The following is a 16,664-nucleotide window of genomic DNA, read 5'->3' as shown; positions in this document are numbered from 1 at the left end:
CGGCCCCCTGGGTCGCGGGCGGCTCGTGTGACCGCTGCGCGGTCGAGTGAACGTCACACGAGCCGCCGCCGGCCGACCCGGCCCTGACACCCCACGCCTCGCGCCAGCCAACCTCATTCCTCTTCCCGCCCGGAGTCCGTCCGTGACACGCACCTCACACCTGCTCGGCCTCGCCATCAGCCTGGCGCTCGCAGCCACCACGACGACCGGATGCGGCCCGTTCGGGACCGAACAGGACGGGCCGGTCGAGTTGTCGGTCAGGGCAAGCGCCACCGACAGGTCCGCGATGGACGCCGTTGTCGCCGAGTTCCACCGCCTCAACCCCGACACACACGTCACGGTCGACTACTTCGACACCGGCGACCTCCAGCAGAAACTGCCGGGCCGGCTCCGCGCGGGTGACGGCCCCGACGTGTTCACCGTCTGGCCCGGCAACGGCAATCCCGCCTCCGTCACCGCGCTGGTCCACGACGACCTGCTGGAGAACCTGAGCCTTCGCCGCTTCAACCTCACGATGCCCATAGGCGTCAAACCGGTCACTGACGTGAACGGCAGCACGTTCGCGGTACCTGTGACCTTCAGCGGCATCGGCACGGTCTTCTCCACGGAAGCTCTGGACGCCATCGGAGGAGCACCTCCCCGGACCTGGACAGAACTCCTGACCCTCTGCGACAAGGCCCGCGACCACGGCAAGGTCCTCCTCGCCCTGGGCAACGCCACCCCCTGGGTCACCCAGCTCGTCACCTACGCCCTGGTCGCGACAACCGTCTACGCCGACCAACCAGGCTTCGACAGCGACATGGAACTCGGCAAGGAAACCTTCGCCGACTCCGGCTGGCGAACCGCCCTGCGCAAATACATGGAGATGGACGGGCGCGGCTGCTTCAACGCCGACCCACTGGACACCACGTACGAGGAAACGCTCGACCAGGTGGCCACGGGCCGGGCCGTGGGAGTCGTCCAGGTCGCGAGCGTACTGTCCGAGCTACGTGCCGCTGCCCCCGGCCGGACTCTGCGCATGACCGCACTGCCCGCCACAGATGACCCCGACGACACACGGATGCCCGGTGCCGTATCGGCCGCCTATGGCCTCAACCCCGACACTCCACACCGCAAGGAGGCCCTCGCTTTCATCGACTTCCTGGGCTCCGCTCGCGGACAGAACCTGTACAACCGCTCGGGCGCCACCCTGCCGGCCATCCCGAACGCCTCCTTCACCGTCGACCCCGCGATCAGGGAGGTCGCGGAGCGGCAGAAGGCCGGAACCACCGTTCCCTTCATGGATCAGCGCTGGCCGAACTCCGCCGTCCAGCAGACACACTTTGCCCAGGTCGAAGCTCTATTCTCCGGGACCACGGACATCGAAGCGGCCTTGGCCGCTCTCGACAAGGCTTATCGAGAGCGAACTTGACGCAGGCATGAGAAGAGCATCCTTGAGGGCCAGTGAGCGGATACCGTCCAGACCTCGTCGCGACTCCACTCAATCCGGGTCAGCTTCCGATGGAATGTCATGCCCGGCCTTCACGACCAGCGCCCAGCCGTTCTTGTGCTTGAACGCAGTAACAGCCCCCGCAGTACGCACGAGTCGATCGCCGTGGCACCGAGCACGATGGCTTCGCGGCCGTTCGTGCGGCGGCCGATGAAGCACTGCTGGCGAGGCGCACCACAGCCTGTCTGTCAGGGCCGGTCACGAGTAGGCGAGAAGCCGACTTCATGTCAGCCTGTCCAGGTTCGGTTGGGGACCGGTTCGGACGAAGTCATCCGGCTGTCGTCGGAGCACGCTGGTGTGCCGGAGGCGATGGGACGGTTGTGTAGTGCCATCCCGGACGGGTCTGACTCTTGAGACCTTTGACCGCAGTGTCCAGTCACGGGCGGTGCTGCTGACCGCCATGGGTGACAACAGCGACCGCCTACGCGGTGAAGCGTCGTTTGCCGCGTGGCGCGGAGCGAGTCCCGTGGAGTACTCGTCCGGGAGCCGGCAGCATCGTCGGCTCAATCGCGGCGGGAACCGGCAGGCGAACGCTGCGCTGCACCGTATCGTGTCGAGTCGGCTGCGCTGGGACGCGCGGACTCAGGCGTACTACGAGCGACGCGTGATGGAGGGCAAGACGCGGCGGGAGGTCATCCGCTGCCTCAAGCGCTATGCGGCCCGCGAGGTCTACCGGCTGGTTCAAGAGGATCGCCGGGAGCTGAGCCACACACCGGCCGTGCTTCTTGTGGCACGGCGCTGAACTTGTGCGCTGCCGGCTTTGAGCTCCCCTGGCCGGTGGACTGCTCCCGCGGGGTCGTAGAGTGCCCCAGAATCTGCATGGCGATGATAAAAATCGACATCGTGTAGATTTTGAGGTGAGGGAGCGACCAGACTCCTTCCGAGTCCTAGCTGGAGGAACAGTGCAGCAGCAGAAGTGGCTCATCACCGGCGTCAGCTCGGGCCTCGGGCGTGCCTTCGCCCAAGCCGCCCTGGCCGCCGGGCACACCGTCGTCGGCACGGTCCGTTCGGACAAGGACCTGCGGGCCTTCGAAGAGCTCGAACCAGGGCACGCTCACGGCCGCATCCTGGACGTGACGGGCGGCGACGCCGTCTCGAGTGTGGTCGCGGAGGTGGAGCAGAGCGTCGGCCCTCTGGATGTCGTCGTCGCCAATGCGGGTTACGGCGTGGAGGGCACCTTCGAGGAGACGCCGCTGGCCGAGGTGCGGCGGCAGTTCGAGGTCAACGTGTTCGGGGCAGTGGCCACCCTGCAGGCGGCCCTGCCCCACATGCGTCGGCGGCGCCGCGGGCACCTGATGGCTGTCACCTCCATGGGCGGGCTGATGGCCGTGCCCGGCATGTCCGCCTACTGCGGCAGCAAGTTCGCCCTGGAAGGCATCCTTGAGGCGCTGAGCAAGGAGGTCGCGCAGTTCGGGATCCACGTGACGGCGATCGAGCCCGGGTCCTTCCGCACGGACTGGGCCGGACGGTCCATGACACGAGCCGAGCGGTCCATCGACGACTACGACGAGTTGTTCGCCCCCATCCGTGAAGCGCGGCAGAAGGCCAGCGGGAACCAGCTGGGCAATCCGGCCAAGGCCGGGGACGCCGTCGTGCACATCGCGTCGGTGGACCAGCCGCCGGCCCACCTCGTCCTGGGCTCGGACGCGCTGCGACTGGTCACCGCCGCGCGCGAGGCCGTGGACGAGGACATCCGCGCATGGGAGACGCTCTCGCGTACGACCGACTTCGCCGAGGGGGCTCAGCTTTGATGTCCGGTCACCGCCCCACGCCAAGCCGACGCACCACCGAACGCAAGGGCGACGTCCGGGAGCGGACCATTCTGGACACCTGCGAAGCTCTGCTGGCGCAGAAGGGCTACGACGCCATGACCGTCGGCGACATCGCCCAGGGCGCCGGCATCACACGCGGCGCCCTGTACTTCTACTTCGGCTCCAAGCAAGAGGTGGTCACGGCACTTGTGGCCCGGACCGTGGAGCACTTGTGGGAGCGGTCCCGGGCCACCGCGCAGACCAACGAGCCACGCCAGGCCATCGCAGCAGCCATGCGGCGCACGGTCGAGCTATGGAACGAGCATGGCCTGGTCATGCGCACGGCGATCGACCTGTCACTGACCGTGCCGGAGATCGGTGAGCTGTGGAGCCGCACAGCTGACTTGTTCATCACAGCCATCACCGCTGTCCTGGAACGAGCCGGCATTCAGGCGGGCACTGAACCAGAACAAGCGTCGGCGATGGCACGCTCCCTGTGCTGGATGATCGAGCGCACCTTCTACCACGCCTCACAGGAGTCCCGCGAGAGTTTGCAAAAGGCATCTTTGACCTGCGAACACATCTGGCTGATCAGCGCAGGCCTGGCGGCCTGATACATATGGCGTCCCGGGGAACGACCGGCCCGAAGCTCGGGTCGAACCACACATCGACCTGCGTTCCGTCTACTCCTCGTCGGCGAGCAAGCCGAGCGGGAACCCGCTACCGTCCGCCGCCGATCGGGCGGCTTCCGCCTCGGGCGGGCCGGGCACCATGGCCGCCGCCGCGGCGACGAGGGCGAGGTGGGAGTTCATGTCCAGCTCCAGATCCGCCCAGTTCGCTTGGCCCAGGTGAACAGCGAGCGCAGGGCCACGAGTTGGTCATGCCGCAGGCGGCCGTGCAGTGTCTTGATGTGGGTGAGAACGTCGTCGCGGGTCACTTCCCGCAGGTGGTCGTAGCGGTTCGACCATTCCAGCAGGGCCGGACGGACTCGGTTGAGGTAGAGCCAGACCGTGCCCTCCCGTCGCGGGAGGCTGCGGGGGCCACCGTTCTCCGGGCGGGTGAGCCGGGCCTTCACCGACGCTCGGCACAGCCTGCTCACAGGCACGGCGACGTTGCCCGAGTCGTTCGGCCAACCCTTCTTCACGTTGCTCCGCGAGGAGCCGGAAATGAACGCGCTGTTCAACGAAAGCGTGGCGGAAGTCACCCGGATGGACAGCGCGGCAGTGACTGAGTCCTACGACTTCAGCGACGCGCGGAGGGTCGTCGACCTGGCCGGGGGCGACGGCACCCTGCTCACGGCGGTCCTCGAAACCTTCCCTTCGACGGCCGGCGTGCTGTTCGACCAGCCGCACATGGCCCCAGTGGCGCGGCAGCAGATCGACGCGGCGGGCCTGAGAGAGCGCTGCGAGTTCGCAGGAGGTGACCTCTTCGGCCCGCTCCCTCAGGGAGGCGATGTCCATCTCCTCAATTGGGTCCTGCACGACTGGCCAGAGCCCGACGCCATCGCTGTTCTCCGAGGCTGCCGGCGGGCCATGGCGCCGGACAGCAAACTGCTGATCATCGAGCACCTCATCCCGCCCGGAAACACACCCCACCCCAGCAAGGTGTACGACGTGGTGATGCTCGTACTGCTGGGCGGTCGTGAACGAACCCGAAAGGAGTACGGGAAAATGCTGACCGAGCCAGGACTGACCCTGCACCGTGTCATCGACACCGGTTCGGCACTGAACATCATCGAGGCCCGACCCGCCTGAACACAAGACAGCACCAAAAGGCACATCCGATTCCTACCAAGACCGCTACACACAACGCTGCCAAAGGCGGCACGCGGGAAGCAGCCGAAGAAGCGGCCCGGCAAGACGCAGCGTAAGGTGTCTCTGCAGGCGCAGCCGGCGAAGAAGGCGTGGGGCGGGAAGCCCGCCTGAGAAGAAGACCACCGCCAAAAACCTCACCCGCCACCACCAGCACGGCCGGAGACATCCCGATCGCGGCTCCCACTCCCACGACCGCTGCACCCCGGTCGTGGCGACCAACCACCCTGGACCTGCTGCGCGAACACGGCCTGGCCGCCAGGTGGAGCCGGCGGCCCACCCCATTGCCGGGCAGACAGGACGCAGGCCGCCGGCATGCTCAACGCGCACGTCTGGGCGACGACACGGCCACGTCAGCAGACGCAGGAGCCTCCTTTGATGTCGAGCCTCACAAAGCAGGACACCTTGAAGAAGTTGCTCTCCGAAGCAGACTGGCCGCGTCGCTGAGTCATCAATGTGCGGTGAGCGGGTGTGGAGTGTGTTGGCGTTCCAAGCAGGTCGCACCCGCGCCCAAGCCCGATGACACATGGCCGCTCCCGGGAGGCACGGCCTGGGTGTTGACAGTGGACAGTGGGAATTCCGCCACTGGCGGTCAGATAGCGGGGAGCCATCTGGCCGTGGATGGCTACCGGGTATGAAGCGTTGGACTATGCGGTGCGGACGAGATCCATGATCCAGTTTGTGCGCCAGGTAGTCCCGTCGTCATAGGAGAACGCCTGCTCCCAGCGCGGGGCCTCCGGGTTGTGGGTGGTCCACTGGAAGCGGACCTTGACCTCGTGTCCACCGAGCACGTCATCACAGAAGAACCTGCCGACGCCGTCTGTGAAGGAGCCCTCCACGTACGGGTCCAAGTGCCCCGGCCGACCGCTGGAGGCCCACCAGATCCGCCATACCTTGGCCTCCGGGTCGAACTGCCGCAGCGTGAACCCTTCGAAGGAATCGGTGAAGATCCGATCGACATGCCCGAGGCCGCCAAGGATCGGCTCCGCCGACGCCGTGGCATCGAACTCGATCCACTCCTCGCAGGCGGGGTCGGTGACGTCCACCAACTTGCGGTTGCGTACCTGCCAGCCACCGAAGATGAAGTCGAAGTCGGAACGCCCGTCGACGGGCACGGCGGAACTCACAGCGGAACTCCCAAGGTGTTGCGCTGCCGACCTCGTTCGAGCAGCGCGAAGGCCGAAACGATACGTCCTGATGTTGCCTGCACCGGCAACATCCTGATCAAGAACGCATCACAGAACGTGACGCGGCAGCCGGCCGTACACAGGGAACTCGAAGTGGCCGCCCACAGGCTCAGACGTCACCGGCCGCCAAGCCGTGTGAGCACAGAGCCGCGAGGCCCGCTTGCGCACCTGAAACGGCTGTGTGCCTGGGAAGGAGGGGGGTGCTCGTCGGCCGGGGGCCACCCGTGGCGGGGAACGGGCCCGCTCCCGGTGCGCTGTGGTCAGTCCAGGGACTTCCAGAAGTCGTACTGGTGGTCCTTGACGAAGTCGACCGGGTGGATGCCGTCCGGTCCCGAGGCGAGGGACTGCGCGTTCGGGGAGGCGGGGTGGTGGGCTTCCACGGGGCCTTGCCAGTGCGGGCGAAGTTCGACCAGATGCGGATCGTCGCGTCAGAAAGAGCCTGCTGGGGCTCGGTGAGCGGGTCGAACCCGGTGAGCCGCGAGGTCTGCGGCACTGGCGCCGTAGCGCAAACCGCAGGCCGTGCACGATCCGGGCAAGATCCCGCTGGACGCGGCCCTGGCCGTCGCACTCGTGCGAGACTGCCTGGCCGACATCGGCGTGCTGCGAGCCGAGCCGGACCGGCTCGGGCCGGTGGCCTCCGGCCCGACCGTCTCCCGTCTCATCGACACCGACAAGGAAATAAGAACCCGGTTCCCTTTGCTTGAAGGCCCGGCGGCGGCAGGCGGGCGGTCCTTGGTCTCGGCCGTGACCAAGACCAACCGCCCTGAGCCGACCGAAGCTCAAGCGGGTGGCTGCGTGGATACCTGCTGCGGTGTACGTCGAGGGAAGAGTGACCCTACATTTGACTGACCGATCACTCTCCTACATGCTGTCCTCATGCCCAGACCGAGGAGCGACGACAAGCGCGCGGCGATCATCGCCGCCGCCACGCGGATCATCGCTGCTCAGGGGCTGGGGGCGGCGACGGCGGCGATCGCGAAGGAGGCCGGCGTCTCGAACGGGTCACTGTTCACCTACTTCGACACCAAAGCGGATCTACTGAACCAGCTTTACCTGGAGCTGAAGGGCGAGATGGGGGCAGCCGCACTCGGCGGCCTGCCCGCAGTCGATGCGCGCACCCAGATGCTGCACATGTGGTCACGATGGATGGACTGGGCAACGGCCAATCCCCTGAAGCGCCGCACTCTGGCCCAGCTCCAGGTCTCCGACGAGATCACGGCGTCCACCCATGAGTCCGCAAACCGGACCATGACAGGCATCGGAGAGATCCTGGAGCGCAGCCGGGCGAACGGCCCGATGCGCGATGCCCCGGCGGCTTTGGTGTTCACGCTGTCCAATGCCCTGGCTGAGGCCACCATCGACTACATCATCGGCGATCCGGACCGTGCCGACGAGCACAAGCAGTCCGGTTTCGAGGCACTCTGGCGCATGATCGGCTGACCCGCCCCGGGCCCACTTCCTCACCCTCACGCACACCCGTTAATGACTGACTGGTCAGACATCCAAGGAGCGCCATGCCCGACAAGGTGTACGTCATCACCGGCCCGACCTCCGGCTTCGGCCGCCGCACCGCCCTCGAACTCGCCAAGCACGGCACCGTCGTGCTGGTCGGACGTAACGCCGCCAAGCTCGACGACGTGCGCAGCAGCATCGAAGGCAGAGGCGGAAAGGCCGTGTCCGTCCTGTGCGACCTCTCGGACCCGACGAGCGTGCGGCGCGCCGTCGCTCAGATCACCGAGCTCGGCCTTCCGATCACTGGCGTGCTCAACAACGCCGGGATCTTCCCCAACCGTCCCGGCACGAACGCCCTCGGCTGGGACATCGCCTACGCGACCAACCACATCGGGCCTTTCGTGTTCACCGAGACGCTCGTGCCCCACCTCCAAGACGGCACACAGGTGGTGTTCATCGTCTCGGCTGTGGAGGATCCGGAGCGCAAGGCCGCCACCATGTCCGGCTTCCGCGGCGCCCGGTACCTCTCCGCCGAGGCGAGCACCCGTGGCGAGTGGAAGCCCGGCGGCTCGAAACTGCCCGGCGGAGACGCCTACGCCACGTCCAAGCAGTGCAACCTGGCAACGGTGCTCGCCTTCGCCCGCGAAACACCCCGACTGCGGTTCAACGCCATCGAGCCCGGCTTCGCGCCCGGTACGAATCTCGGCCGTGACGCCGGCCTGTTCCTGCGTCTGCTGTCGAAGTACGTGCTCTCACCACTGTCCCCGCTCATCAAGTACTGGACCAACCCGGGCACCGCTGCTCGCATGATCACCCGGATACTCACCGACGAATCGGACGCCACCGGCGTCTACTACGACGAGAAAGGACGACCAATGCGGGGTTCCGCACAGGTGCACGACCCGGCGTTCAACGCGCGGGTAGTCGCCGAGACCCGTGCACTACTGGGGACAGTGCACGTCTGAGGAAGGACTTCGGGTGCCCCCCGACAACCGGACTCGGGCCAAGTCCAGCCGGTGAGCCTCCCGCAACCGGTCCAGCAGCACCTGTTAGCCACGCGCTTTTACGCGGCAGGGTGTCGGGTGGGTGATCAAAAACGCGAGGAGTGCTCGTGGCCCGCAACGGTGAGACGTGTCCAGGGGCCAGGTCGTCGCAGGAAAGAAGCACTTCAGATGAAGAAGCGTATCGGGCCCTACCCGCGTGTGGGCATCGAGGGCGGCGGCCGGGCGGTGGTCTCGCAGGCCGGGGGTGTGCTGCTGGTTGGGACCGTCCGCAAGGCTGGCTTGGACACCGCGATATCGGCCGGGCTGCTGCCGTGGCGGAAGGCTCGGGCGGTGCACGATCCGGGGATGATCCTGCTGGACGTGGCCCTGGTGGTGGCGTTGGGCGGGGACTGCCTTGCGGATGTCGACATGCTGCGGGCCGAGCCGGCCGTGTCCGGGCCGGTGGCCTCCGACCCGACGGTCTCCCGCCTCATCGACACCCTCGCAGCCTCCGGGGAGAAGGCCCTGCGGGCCATCCGTGCCGCGCGGGCCGAAGTACGCGAGCGAGTCTGCCGGTTGGCCCACGAACCCGCGCTTGATGCGGGCGGGACGGTGACCGTGGACCTCGACGGGGTGCTGGTGATCGCGCACTCGGACAACGAGGACGCCGCAGCTACGTGGAAGGGAACCTACGGCCACCACCCGCTGACGGGTTCGTCGACCACAGACCGGGCGGCACGGGCGAACCGGTCGCCGCTCTGCTTGTCGGCGTAAGGACTTTTCCGACGAGTACGCGGACACCACGGGCCGCCCTGTCCTGGTGCCACGCCTGACAGCCGAAACCTTCAGACACCTCGGCCGGTCCCATCTCGGCCTGCCCCCGGCTGACGTCCTGAGCGGGCTGGACCACCTAGCCGAAGACCTCGACTCTCCGTTCGCCACCTGCACATACCTCACCTGCCAGCCGGTCTCAGGCATCTGCGAGTTCGCCTCCGCCGGTCACCTGCCGCCTGTCGTGGCCCGTACCGACGGGACCGCCGAACTGATCGACCCGCCGCCCGGCCCTCAGCTCGGCATCGGCGGCAGCACGTTCACCACCCACCGCCTCGTCCTCACCGCCGGCAGCAGGCTCCTGCTTTGCGCCGACGGCCTCGTCGAGACCCGGACCGACCCATCGACGAACGGCTCCAACTCCTTCGGACACTCCTCACCAGCGCCCCGCAGGACCTGGAAGACACCTGCGATCTCCTCCTGGAGCAGCTGCGCCACCCGGGCTCACGCGACGACGTCGCCCTCCTCCTCACCTGCCTGTCACCTGGCCCGGCCAGCGCGGCCGGGTGACAGCGACATGGGCGGGAAGCCCGACCACGGGCAGCCCTCCGGCACCGCCGATCACAGACATCGGACGAGGTGAGTCGCCTTCGCGCAGGCCGAATTCCTCCCCCGGTTGCCGGTGATGGCGAACGGTGTCTTGCTGGAACCAGGGGGAAGCCCGTTGGGAGCGGAAGTTCCGACGGGCGGTTCCGGCTCGTCGTTCGGCCACCTGCGGAAAGGTTCGCCAATGACCACGCTGCTGACCGGCGCCACCGTGTGGGACGGGCTGGACGACAGGCCCGCCGGAGTCCGCGACATCCTGGTCGAGAAGAGCAGGATCTCCAAGATCGCCGAAGAGATCACAGCACCCGACGGGGCCGTGGTGATCGACCTGACCGGGCACACGGTGACCCCCGGGTTCATGGACTGTCACACCCACGTCACCGTCACCCCGGCGATCTTCCCGGCCGTGACCCGCTCAGCCGCGGCGACCGCACTGGCGACCATCCCGGTGCTCAAGACGATGCTGCTCAACGGGTTCACCACGATCCGGGACCTGATGACCGCCGACACCGGGTACAACACCATCGATCTGCGTGACGCGATCGCCGCAGGGCTGATCGAGGGACCGCGCATGCTGGTGGCCCCGCATCTGATCTCCGCGCGGGGCGCACACGGCGACTTCTCCGAATTACTGGACGACCAGTACCAAGGCCGGCCACGACCGATGGAACTGGCCGCTGCCGACGGCTGCGACGAGATCCGCAGGCGGGTGCGCACCGAGATCCGCGCCGGCGCCGACTGGATCAAGTTCGGTGCCACCGGCGGGTTCTCCAGCCCTTCGGACGATCCGGCCCAGACGACCTACAGCCAGGAAGAGATGGACGCCCTGGTCGCCACCGCCCGCGATCTGGGCCGCCATGCGACCCCCCACTGCTACGGCGACGAAGGGGTGCGCCGGGCGGTGCGCGCCGGGGTGCGCAGCATCGAGCACGGCAACCTGGCCACCGTCGACACGCTGCAGATCATGATCGACGAAGGTGTCTACCTGGTGCCGACTCAGTTCACCACCCTCGACGACGCCCGCCACGTCGATGACGACGCCTTCTGGGCAGGCCAGCCCGTCTTCAAGCGCCGCAAGTACAAGATCCACCAGAAGGCTCTGCTGGACGGCGCGGACCATGTCGCGAACTCCGACATCAAGATCGCCTTCGGTACCGACGCCGGTATGTTCCCGCATGCGGAAAACTGGAAGGAGTTCCCCACCATGGTCTCCACCGGCATCACCCCCGCCCGCGCCCTGAAGGCCGCGACCAGCGGCGCCGCCGAACTCCTCGAACTCGACGACCTCGGCGTCCTCGCACCGGGCAAGACCGCCGACATCATCGCCATGCCCGGCGACCCGTTCACCGACATCGACAACACCGGCAAAGTCGACCTCGTCATGAAGGAAGGTACCGTCCACCAACGCCCCTGATCGGGAATGTGGTTCAGCGGACTCGTCGTCTCCAGCCGGAAGGGGCGGGGAGTGAGGACACCGGATCGTCCTGTTCCGGCCTGTCGCCGACCACGGGTCTGGACCGAAGGCGGTGTGTGGCTGTACCTGCACGCCGCGCTGCTGGTCGAGCTGTACCAGTGGATGCGCTCCATACTACTTTGACTCCAGGCAGTCGGGGCCCTCATCCGGGACCCCAAAGCCTCTCTGAACTGCTGCTTTCCAGCCTGCGTCCAGGTCGACATCTTTCCGATGACGCACCACGTGGAGTGTGTCGCCATCCTTGAACCGGCCGCAAAGGGCTCCTGACCTGCGGTTTTACCCGTGCGCATTATGTGCGGTGTGGGCGTTACGGGCGATATCTTGACGCTGAAATGACGCTCGTGACGCTCATTTGACGCTCGTTCTGATGGGGTGTCAGGCGGTGTCGGCAGGTCAGACCCTGTCGAGATGGCGAGCATCGATGGGGCGCCGAGGGCAGGCGACGCCGAGCGCAGACCTACTGAGTCGTGCTGATCAGATGTTCCGGAAGAGACCAGTGAGCGCTGTGACCTGCCGCGATGGGTGTCTGATGGCTGCTGACCTGCGCGAATGACCTTTCGGTTGTTTCACGCTCGTGTCGGTTGATGGGGCTGGAAGTCCCAGAAAAGTCCCAGGGGACTTCCACTGCTCACGAGTGTCTTTCGGCTCTGTACAGCAATATGGACTCGCCCACTCTTCGTTTCCGACGAGAGCACCCCAACCTGGATGTCGAGCGCCCTGGCACTCACTCGATGCCTTGCCGGGTGCGGGACCTGATGGCCGACGACTTGTCGGCCGCCGTCGGCAGTGAGCCGGTGATGCCAGCCAGGATTTGGAGCTCTATTGCGAGCGGCCTGTCGCGCGAGCCCGGCGGGCGAAGACACAGGAGCTTTGAGCGGCTGCGTTGCCGCAAGCCAGCTCGGCGATTGGTTCACCCTCGCGTACGTGAGGGTGTTCCTACGCTGCCATCGGGACAAACCACCTCGAAGGAGTTCTCCCCCGTCGCTGGAGGTCTTCCGCGGAGCGGCGTCGGGCAAGGCCAACGCCGTCCATGAGCCGGGCTGTCTGTGTCTGGGACATGGTCGCCTCCAGGCGTCGCCGACCACTCGCCCAGGCGCACGGCATCGACCGATTCGTCAGACCGCTCCCCGGTGGTGCTCCACCTCAGCGCCAGTCACGGCCCACGCACCACTCTCCAGCGGCACTCTTCCGCTGATCAGGAGCGGGAAGTGGAAAACACCCACTCAGGGCAGTTGGTCGTAAACGGCTTGCACGTAGGCGGTGCTGCGGTCGGAGCCGAGGAGGCCCGATCCCATCTTGTTCATGACGTAGGAGATGGTCATGCGCCGGTCGAGATCCGCGATGATCATCGAACCGCCCCAACCACCCCAGAACGCGACCCTGCCGTCGGGAATCCAGGGCAGAGTGGCCTTCTTCGGCAATGCGAAGCCGATACCCCAGCGCACCGGCAGGCCGTTGACGAGGTCGACGCCGTCGGACTGCACGTCGAAGACGAAGTCGATCGTCTTCTCACCGAGCAGCCGGACGCCGTCGACCTGGCCGCCTCGGGCGAGCGCGGACAGGATGCGCGCGGCGGAGCGGGCGTTGCCATGGCCGTTCGCCGCGCCGATGTCCGCGGCCCGCCACGCCGGGGTGTTCGCGGTTTCCGGAGCCACCGCAGGGCCGGTCAGGGTCTTGTGGGCGGGAGAGTCCGTCCCGGCCGACGCCCCCGTCGCCGCTGGGACGGACGGCCACGGGGGCGGCGGCACGATGTCCGCGACCCGTGTCCAGTCCGCCCTGGCCGCGCCAATCTGGAAGTCCGCTCCCAGCGGGCGGGCGATCTCCTCGGCGACGAACTGCCGCAGGGACCGGCCGGTGATCCTGTGCACGAGTTCCCCGATGAGGTGCCCGTAGTTCATCACGTGATAGCCGGAGGCAGTACCCGGCTTCCACCACGGGGCCTGCGCGGCCATCCTGGCCGCGGCCCCGCGCGCGTCGTACAGGTCCTCCACGGTCGCCGGCTGCTCGAGCCCCGAGACACCGGAGGTGTGAGAGAGCAGATGACGGACTTCAACCTCCCGCTTGCCGGCCGCGGCGAACTCGGGCCAGTACCGGGCCACCGGCGCGTACACGTCGAGTTCACCACGGTCCACCAGCATGAGCGCGGCAAGGCTGGTGACGGTCTTCGTGATCGACCACACGTTGGTGAGGGTGTTCTCCTCCCAGGCGGTGGTGCGGGCGGCATCACGGTGGCCGCCCCACAGGTCCACCACACGCTCACCGTCGATGTCCACGACCAGCGAGGCGCCGATCTCCTCACCGGATGCGATGTTCTGCCGCAGTGACTCCCGTAGTCCGGCGAAACGGGGCTCGGACGTGCCGTGGAGTGTGGTCATGATGCGCTGCCCTTGGTCGATGGTGTCGGGTGGTCGGCCCCTCTGTGCCCCGTGGACGAGACGGACGCCCTGTGCGGGGTACGCCGCCGAGGCGGCTCCAGTGGGTGTGGCCGACGCCGTCAGTCTCCGAGGCTGACACCGGTGTGAAGGTCAAGCGCTGCAGGTCCCGGCGCTTTCAGGCGCTGTCGTGCGCCGTGCCGCACGGTCATCGTCTGTGAGGCGCGGCGCGCTCCAGGCGCGCTCTGCGCGCTCTGCGCCTGTTCCTGCTACCCGTTGGTCTCGCGCAGAGCGGTGAGGTAGTCGGCGATCGCGTCCCGGTTGCGGGTCAGGCAGTCGATGCGTGCCGTGAGCCGGGCCTGTTCGGCTTCCAGGAGCGCGACCATCTCGGCTGTCAGACCGGAGAAGCGGATGCCGCTGTGCGGGGTGGGGATGCACGGCAGGACCTGCTTGATGAGGCGGGTCGGCAGACCGGCCGTCAGGAGGTCCCGAATCTGGGCGATCCGTCCCAGAATGCTTTCGTCGTACTCCCGGTAGCCGTTCTCGGAACGGCCGGGCACGATCAGCCCCTGTTGTTCGTAGTACCGCAGCAGGCGCGGGGTGGTTCCCGAGCGCTGAGCCGCCTCTCCGATGCGCATGTGTTCGATCCTAGGCCGGATGGACGTCTTGGCCGGGCAGGCAGGTTTTCGCTGGTTCGGCCACGGCTGCTCAGGCGGGTCCAGGTGGCGCCCGGCAAGGCTGTGACCTGCGCAATTTGACCTTGCCATCAGTGTCAGGGACGGAGACTGACGGCGTTGGCGAGGTCCCCGTCCGGCGGCGAACCCCACCTGCGGTGCTGTGCCGTGAGACCACACCGGGGCCGCGCGATCAGCGACCGATCAGTGACATCGACGAAAGACATGAGCACCATGAACTTGACACCAAAGGCCGCGGCACTGCTGGAACGCTGGGTGCAGGCAGCCAGTGACATCGGTCCCGCGCTTGCCGGGGAAGGCGACCTCACCTGGACGGAAGTGCGGGACAGCTACGGCAAGCAGCTCGCCGCCGCCCTTCCCGCGCCGCACGGCGTGAGCTTCGAGAGGGTCGAGCTCGATGGCGTGCCGACCATGCTGGTGGTGCCGGACGAGGTGACCGATGACCGGGCACTCTTCTACATCCACGGAGGAGGCTACGTACATGGCGCGGTCGAGGCATATGTCGGGCTGGCCGGCCACTACGCCAAGCGCCTGGGCGCACGGGCCTACGTTCCTGACTACCGACAGGCCCCGGAACACCCGTTCCCGACCCCCATCGACGACGTGTTCACCGCCTACCGGGCACTCCTTGCGGCGGGAACCGCCCCCGGAAAGATCGCGATCTCGGGTGACTCCGCTGGGGGCGCGATGGTGATCACCATCATGCGCAAGGCACGCGACGCGGGCCTGCCGCTGCCCGTGGCAGGTGTGGCCATCTCGCCCTGGGCCGACCTGACGCACTCCGGCCCCTCGGTCCGCAGCCGCGCCGGCATCGACCCGCTGTGCACCGGTGAGTTCCTGGACGACCTCGCTCGTGCCTTCCTGGGCGACGCGCTGGCAACCGATCCAGACGCCTCCCCCGTCTTCGCCGAGGTGCGTGGTCTGGCCCCGACTCTGATCCAGATGGGCGAGAACGAAGTGATGCTCAGCGGCGCCATCACGCTCGCCGGACGGCTCGCCGAACAACGCGTCCGCACCACCCTTGAGGTCTGGCCCCGCATGTTCCATGTCTGGCACATGCTGGCCGGGCACATGGCCGAGTCCGACGAGGCCCTCGACAACGCCGTCTCCTTCATCACCCGGGAGTACGAGCGAGCACGTTGAGCCTGCACTGCACCCCACCACGCGTCCCGGTCCTGAGCCTGCCCGGCACGTGGGGTGATCTTCACCCGCCACAGGGTTGCCAGCGGGCCGACCACGGCAAACCGACACGGTGAATGGCTGGCCGGATACCGCCATCCCCGCAACGCCGAGCGCCCTGGCCTAATGCCCGCGGTCTTCGAGGCGTTCCAGCGGGCGCAGCCGCTGATCGAAGGAGCCGAAGCAGTCGGCGACCCGATCACAGTCCTACCCGCTGTCTTCCACGCGCTGTGGCACAGACAGCTGACGACAGACCTGGATAGGCCACCTCACGAACGCGTCATGATCGGTCCCGGCTCCCTCCTCCAAGCCGATACAGGCGTGCCGACCGGCCGCCTTCATGAAGACGGCCGGTCGGCGAGGTTGGCTATGCCGAGGTGACACAGGACCTCAGCGAACCCGCGGAGGACGCGGCTACGGACGCAGGTGGCGACGAGGCCGAGGCCCGGCGTGGGGATGCGGCGTGAGCAGCGGGCGGCGGGTGGTGGCGGTCGGTGCGCATGTCCGCTTCCGCGGAGTGCGGTGGCAGGTCGTCGCCCTGGCCGGACAGCGCGTGCACCTGGCTGGCGAGGACGGCAGCGTGAGACGGTCCTGGCGGGGCACCTCTTCGCCGATGCCGGCTTCGCCGTGCTGGGATCTCAGGCGGAAGTAAAGCAGCCTCCGGTGGTACCGCGGTGGGGGCTGTTCGAGACCGCCCCGGCCGCGGCGCGGGAGAAGGCGCTGGCCTGGCAGCGGCAGGTGAGGGAAGTCGAGTCCGGTCTGCCCGGGTGGTCCCGGCAGCGGCGGGACGATACGGCCGCAATACGCCCCCGAACGGCACACGCTGGCCGAGCGGGAGCGGGCCAAAGCCGAGGAGCTCACCTCGCTCGGTTTTGCCCGGGTGTCGCGTACGAC

Annotated in this window: 14 protein-coding genes, 3 pseudogenes and 1 riboswitch; of the genes and pseudogenes, 12 read left to right on the top strand and 5 right to left on the bottom strand. The window is 67.5% G+C overall.

What is annotated here, in order from left to right; translation table 11 throughout:
- The first annotated feature begins 142 nt into the window (after positions 1-142).
- The 4 genes and pseudogenes from RM812_RS33330 to RM812_RS33315 all read left to right on the top strand — a co-directional run bounded on the left by RM812_RS33330 (position 143) and on the right by RM812_RS33315 (position 3,854).
- Positions 143-1,411 (top strand): ABC transporter substrate-binding protein, encoded by a 1,269-nt coding sequence (locus RM812_RS33330; RefSeq protein WP_311581225.1) that lies wholly within the window; start codon positions 143-145, stop codon positions 1,409-1,411.
- 454 nt (positions 1,412-1,865) lie between these two features.
- A pseudogene (locus RM812_RS33325) lies at positions 1,866-2,231 on the top strand (transposase); the annotation flags it as partial.
- Positions 2,232-2,391: 160 nt separating this feature from the next.
- Positions 2,392-3,240 carry an oxidoreductase gene (locus tag RM812_RS33320; RefSeq protein ID WP_311581221.1) on the top strand — a complete coding sequence of 283 codons (849 nt, stop codon included), beginning with the start codon at positions 2,392-2,394 and terminating at the stop codon, positions 3,238-3,240.
- Positions 3,240-3,854 (top strand): TetR/AcrR family transcriptional regulator, encoded by a 615-nt coding sequence (locus tag RM812_RS33315; protein ID WP_311581218.1) that lies wholly within the window; start codon positions 3,240-3,242, stop codon positions 3,852-3,854. The genes RM812_RS33320 and RM812_RS33315 overlap by 1 nt, the downstream gene beginning before the upstream one ends.
- 69 nt (positions 3,855-3,923) lie before the next feature.
- Here RM812_RS33315 and RM812_RS33310 read toward each other — a convergent pair whose 3' ends face one another.
- Entirely contained in the window at positions 3,924-4,052 is a 129-nt protein-coding gene (locus RM812_RS33310) for a hypothetical protein (protein WP_311581215.1), read from the bottom strand.
- Positions 4,049-4,384 (bottom strand): hypothetical protein, encoded by a 336-nt coding sequence (locus tag RM812_RS33305; RefSeq protein WP_311581212.1) that lies wholly within the window; start codon positions 4,382-4,384, stop codon positions 4,049-4,051. The genes RM812_RS33310 and RM812_RS33305 overlap by 4 nt, the downstream gene beginning before the upstream one ends.
- A 22-nt stretch (positions 4,385-4,406) precedes the next feature.
- Here RM812_RS33305 and RM812_RS33300 point away from each other — a divergent pair, with 22 nt between their 5' ends.
- Positions 4,407-4,994 carry a methyltransferase gene (locus RM812_RS33300; protein ID WP_311581209.1) on the top strand — a complete coding sequence of 196 codons (588 nt, stop codon included), beginning with the start codon at positions 4,407-4,409 and terminating at the stop codon, positions 4,992-4,994.
- Between the two features lie 704 nt (positions 4,995-5,698).
- Here the strand turns inward: RM812_RS33300 and RM812_RS33295 are convergent.
- Positions 5,699-6,178 carry a hypothetical protein gene (locus tag RM812_RS33295; RefSeq protein ID WP_311581207.1) on the bottom strand — a complete coding sequence of 160 codons (480 nt, stop codon included), beginning with the start codon at positions 6,176-6,178 and terminating at the stop codon, positions 5,699-5,701.
- Positions 6,179-6,721: 543 nt separating this feature from the next.
- On the opposite strand from RM812_RS33295, the pseudogene RM812_RS33290 reads away from it, so the two are divergent.
- The 6 genes and pseudogenes from RM812_RS33290 to RM812_RS33265 all read left to right on the top strand — a co-directional run.
- Positions 6,722-6,904: pseudogene (locus RM812_RS33290) on the top strand (IS1380 family transposase); the annotation flags it as partial.
- A 210-nt stretch (positions 6,905-7,114) separates the two neighbouring features.
- On the top strand, positions 7,115-7,678 hold the full coding sequence (locus RM812_RS33285) for a TetR/AcrR family transcriptional regulator (RefSeq protein ID WP_311581204.1): 564 nt from the start codon (positions 7,115-7,117) through the stop codon (positions 7,676-7,678).
- Positions 7,679-7,752: 74 nt separating this feature from the next.
- Positions 7,753-8,655 (top strand): SDR family NAD(P)-dependent oxidoreductase, encoded by a 903-nt coding sequence (locus tag RM812_RS33280; protein ID WP_311581201.1) that lies wholly within the window; start codon positions 7,753-7,755, stop codon positions 8,653-8,655.
- A 207-nt stretch (positions 8,656-8,862) separates the two neighbouring features.
- A pseudogene (locus RM812_RS33275) lies at positions 8,863-9,437 on the top strand (transposase); the annotation flags it as partial.
- Positions 9,438-9,493: 56 nt separating this feature from the next.
- Positions 9,494-10,087 carry a PP2C family protein-serine/threonine phosphatase gene (locus RM812_RS33270; RefSeq protein ID WP_311581199.1) on the top strand — a complete coding sequence of 198 codons (594 nt, stop codon included), beginning with the start codon at positions 9,494-9,496 and terminating at the stop codon, positions 10,085-10,087.
- Positions 10,088-10,234: 147 nt separating this feature from the next.
- Positions 10,235-11,464, top strand: coding sequence for a metal-dependent hydrolase family protein (locus RM812_RS33265; protein ID WP_311581196.1), 1,230 nt, complete (start codon positions 10,235-10,237; stop codon positions 11,462-11,464).
- Positions 11,465-12,604: 1,140 nt separating this feature from the next.
- A riboswitch (ZMP/ZTP riboswitch) is annotated at positions 12,605-12,691 on the bottom strand.
- Positions 12,692-12,747: 56 nt separating this feature from the next.
- On the opposite strand, the gene RM812_RS33260 is transcribed toward RM812_RS33265, so the two are convergent.
- Together RM812_RS33260 and RM812_RS33255 are read right to left on the bottom strand one after the other, a co-directional pair.
- Complete coding sequence (locus RM812_RS33260) at positions 12,748-13,899, bottom strand: serine hydrolase domain-containing protein (protein ID WP_311581193.1); 1,152 nt, start codon at positions 13,897-13,899, stop codon at positions 12,748-12,750.
- A gap of 266 nt (positions 13,900-14,165) precedes the next feature.
- Positions 14,166-14,534 carry a MerR family transcriptional regulator gene (locus RM812_RS33255; RefSeq protein WP_311581190.1) on the bottom strand — a complete coding sequence of 123 codons (369 nt, stop codon included), beginning with the start codon at positions 14,532-14,534 and terminating at the stop codon, positions 14,166-14,168.
- Positions 14,535-14,804: 270 nt separating this feature from the next.
- Here RM812_RS33255 and RM812_RS33250 point away from each other — a divergent pair, with 270 nt between their 5' ends.
- Positions 14,805-15,734, top strand: a complete 930-nt coding sequence (locus tag RM812_RS33250; RefSeq protein WP_267716008.1) for an alpha/beta hydrolase — start codon at positions 14,805-14,807, stop codon at positions 15,732-15,734.
- The last annotated feature ends 930 nt before the right edge of the window (positions 15,735-16,664 follow it).

The organism is Streptomyces lancefieldiae, assembly GCF_031845825.1.
Taxonomy (GTDB): Bacteria; Actinomycetota; Actinomycetes; order Streptomycetales; family Streptomycetaceae; genus Streptomyces; species Streptomyces lancefieldiae.
This window is presented reverse-complemented; position numbering and strand designations above follow the sequence as displayed.

Coding starts and splice junctions, on each gene's coding strand:
- RM812_RS33315 (WP_311581218.1), top strand. CDS start 3,240: ATGTCCGGTCACCGCCCCACGCCAAGCCGACGCACCACCGAACGCAAG.
- RM812_RS33310 (WP_311581215.1), bottom strand. CDS start 4,052: ATGAACTCCCACCTCGCCCTCGTCGCCGCGGCGGCGGCCATGGTGCCC.
- RM812_RS33300 (WP_311581209.1), top strand. CDS start 4,407: ATGAACGCGCTGTTCAACGAAAGCGTGGCGGAAGTCACCCGGATGGAC.
- RM812_RS33285 (WP_311581204.1), top strand. CDS start 7,115: ATGCCCAGACCGAGGAGCGACGACAAGCGCGCGGCGATCATCGCCGCC.
- RM812_RS33280 (WP_311581201.1), top strand. CDS start 7,753: ATGCCCGACAAGGTGTACGTCATCACCGGCCCGACCTCCGGCTTCGGC.
- RM812_RS33265 (WP_311581196.1), top strand. CDS start 10,235: ATGACCACGCTGCTGACCGGCGCCACCGTGTGGGACGGGCTGGACGAC.
- RM812_RS33260 (WP_311581193.1), bottom strand. CDS start 13,899: ATGACCACACTCCACGGCACGTCCGAGCCCCGTTTCGCCGGACTACGG.
- RM812_RS33255 (WP_311581190.1), bottom strand. CDS start 14,534: ATGCGCATCGGAGAGGCGGCTCAGCGCTCGGGAACCACCCCGCGCCTG.
- RM812_RS33250 (WP_267716008.1), top strand. CDS start 14,805: ATGAACTTGACACCAAAGGCCGCGGCACTGCTGGAACGCTGGGTGCAG.